The following is a 2,701-nucleotide window of genomic DNA, read 5'->3' on the forward strand; positions in this document are numbered from 1 at the left end:
GGGGCGGGAGGATGGGGCGGCCCGCGGGGGGCGCGACGAGGGGCGCGCGCACCTGGGGAGCGCGGAGCGGCTCCTCCTCGATGTCCGCTCGGACGAGGAATACAGCGGCGAGCGGGTGATGCCCCCGCCCAACTTCGATCACGGCGCCGAGCGGACGGGCCGCATCCCCGGCGCGGCCCATCTTTTTTACGGGAACCTTTTCAACGAGGACGATACGTTCAAGACGCCCGGGGAGTTGAAGAAGGCGTTCGACGGTGTGGGAGCGAACCCGCAGAAGGCGGGCGAGATCGTTGTTTATTGCCGCCTCAGCCACCGCGCGACGCTCGCCTGGTTTGCGATGCGCTGTCTGCTCGGCTATGAGAACGTGAAGGTCTACGACGGCTCCTGGACGGAGTGGGGGAGCATCGTCGGATTTCCGATCGAAAAATAGACGGCGGATTTTCCGGAACGAAAAAAGGGAGGAGGCCGAATTGGCTCCTCCTTTTTTTCGTGATGAAACCGGGATCAGACGGCGCGGTACCTCGGCTTTTTCCCCGTCAGAACGCGCATGACCTCGCCGGCGGATTTCTCCCGCATGTCCTGGAGCGCATCGGTGGTGTACCAGGCGCTGTGGGTGGTGATGATGCAGTTGTCCAGCCCGATGAGGGGGTGGTTTTTCGGCGGCGGCTCCTGGGAGAGCACATCCAGGGCGGCGCCCCGGATGGTGCCGCTCTCCAGCGCCGCGGCCAGGGCTTTTTCGTCAATCAGGCCGCCGCGCGCCACGTTGATGAGGACGGCCCCTTTCTTCATCGTCTTCAGCTCCGCCGCTCCGATCATCCCGCGGGTTTTGGGGGTGAGGGGGGAGTGGAGCGAGACGTAGTCCGCCGTCTTGAGGATTTTGGCGATGCTGGCCTTCTCCGCGCGGATCCGCTTGAAGGCCGCATCGGGCGCGAAGGGATCGTGGGCGATGATCCGCATCCCGAAGGCGCGCGCCTTTTTGGCCAGCGCCGAACCGATGCGCCCGATACCGATGACGCCGAGCGCCGCGCCCTTTAACCGGGGGACGGGATGAAGGGTGGAGATTCCCCAGCCGCCCCGCTTTGCCTCGGCGGCCCCCGCCTGGACCTGCCGGGAGAAGCTGAGGATGAACGCCATGGCGTGCTCCGACACTTCATCGATGCAGTAGTCCGGCACGTTGGTGACGATGATTCCTTTTTTCTTTGCGGCCGGAAGATCGATGTTGTCCAGGCCGATTCCGACGCGGGCGATGATGCGGCACTTGTCGAGCTGCGCGATGACCCGGGGCGTGAAGTGGGCGAGAGAGCCGGTGATCACGCCGTCCGCCTCCCGGCAGAGCGAGATGAGGGAGTTCTCGTCATGCCCGTCCCCGACGATGATGTTGCAGCCGGTCCGGGCGAGTATCTTCCGCTCGATATTCTGATCCGGGAAGCGGGTTCCCGCGATGACGACGATGGGCTTTTCTTTTCGCTGGGCCATGGGAGCTCCTCTGTGCTTTCGGCGCCGTTTTTGTGCTGAGAATCTTACCGGCATAAAAAAGCCGCAACCCCAAGGGATTGCGGCTTTTCATTTCACAAGCCGGTTTAGCGAAGCTGGTTTCCCGGTTTTTTGGGCGGATCGTTCGCCGGGCGCGGTTCGACCGGATCGTTGTTCTTGAATTCCGGAGTAAGCTCCGCATTGATGGCGGCCCATTCAGGGTCTTCGTCCTCGGACTCAAGAATCGCGTCAATCGGGCACTCGGGTTGGCATACGCCGCAGTCAATGCACTCTTCGGGGTCGATAATGAGAAAGGGCTCGCCCTTGTATTCGCCGGGGTGCATGCAGTCGACAGGGCACACGCTCACGCATGTGGCATAGCGCTCGCCAAGACATTTCTGACTAATGACAAAAGTCATAAAATCAAACCTCCAGAAGAGATGGCTCGCCTCGCATGCCCTTCACTTTAGAGCCGCTCAGCACAAGTTATTTGATAGACACATTCTTTGCCAAGGGCTTCGCCCCATTCGTTGCGCCATCCTACCAGATGGATTTTCCGAATATCAAGGCGAAATCGGCCTTTTTTCGGGCTTTCAGCTTGCAGGGTCCCGGAGGTAACCCTTTGGGTTTAGCGGACATAGAAAGGTGGTCCCGCCTCAGGCACTCCCGGCGGTCAGGTAGCCATCGGCGCGGGGAAGGAGAATGGCCCCCTCCTCGGGCTTGCCCGCCGGTTCCCACTTTTCCGCCCCCCAGTACCACGCGTGATAGACGGCAACCGCGCACATCAGGGCATCGATGAGATTGGCTTGCCGCTCGAACTCCTCCCCCTTGAGGTGCGTCGGGTCGCGGCGGAGCCGCCCCTCAAGCTCTCCTTCGAGGTAGACGGCCGGGACCAGCTTTTCGAGGCCATTGATGAGAGCCCTTTGGTAAAGCGCAAGCTCCTGTTGATGCTGTGCCGTGGCGCTGCGCTTGAACTTGTAGGCCTTCTCCAGGCTCAGGAGCGCGACCGAGGCGGGCTGGGGAAGGATCTCGAAGACCGCTCGGGTTTCCTTTCGCGGGGGAAAATAGTAGTCGAGGTGAAATCCCTCCCCCTCGAATTTCGTGACGAGCCGGCCGCCCCGGGTCGGATTGCCGCACTGGCGCTGGTTCGCCGGCGGCGCTTCGGCGTTGAACGGCCCCCATATCGCCGCGCAGGAATCGTCGCAGGCTCTCCCGCCGCTCGCGTTGG

Annotated in this window: 4 protein-coding genes; 1 reads left to right on the plus strand and 3 read right to left on the minus strand. The window is 62.4% G+C overall.

What is annotated here, in order from left to right; genetic code table 11:
- The coding region (locus O2807_14305; protein MDA1001675.1) for a rhodanese-like domain-containing protein at positions 1-430 on the plus strand (430 nt) is incomplete at its 5' end.
- 74 nt (positions 431-504) lie between these two features.
- Here O2807_14305 and O2807_14310 read toward each other — a convergent pair.
- The 3 genes from O2807_14310 to O2807_14320 form a co-directional block, all read right to left on the minus strand.
- A complete protein-coding gene (locus O2807_14310; protein MDA1001676.1) occupies positions 505-1,476 on the minus strand; it encodes a C-terminal binding protein in 972 nt (323 codons plus the stop codon).
- A gap of 104 nt (positions 1,477-1,580) precedes the next feature.
- Positions 1,581-1,892: a ferredoxin family protein gene (locus tag O2807_14315; protein MDA1001677.1), complete on the minus strand. Its 312-nt coding sequence runs from the start codon at positions 1,890-1,892 to the stop codon at positions 1,581-1,583.
- Between the two features lie 237 nt (positions 1,893-2,129).
- Positions 2,130-2,701: DUF429 domain-containing protein (locus O2807_14320; protein MDA1001678.1), on the minus strand; the 572-nt coding region annotated here is incomplete at its 5' end.

This window comes from bacterium, from assembly GCA_027622355.1.
Classification (GTDB): domain Bacteria; phylum UBA8248; class UBA8248; order UBA8248; family UBA8248; genus JAQBZT01.

Bases quoted from the DNA above. Each gene is read 5' to 3' on its own strand.
- O2807_14310 (MDA1001676.1), bottom strand. From the start codon at position 1,476: ATGGCCCAGCGAAAAGAAAAGCCCATCGTCGTCATCGCGGGAACCCGC.
- O2807_14315 (MDA1001677.1), bottom strand. From the start codon at position 1,892: ATGACTTTTGTCATTAGTCAGAAATGTCTTGGCGAGCGCTATGCCACA.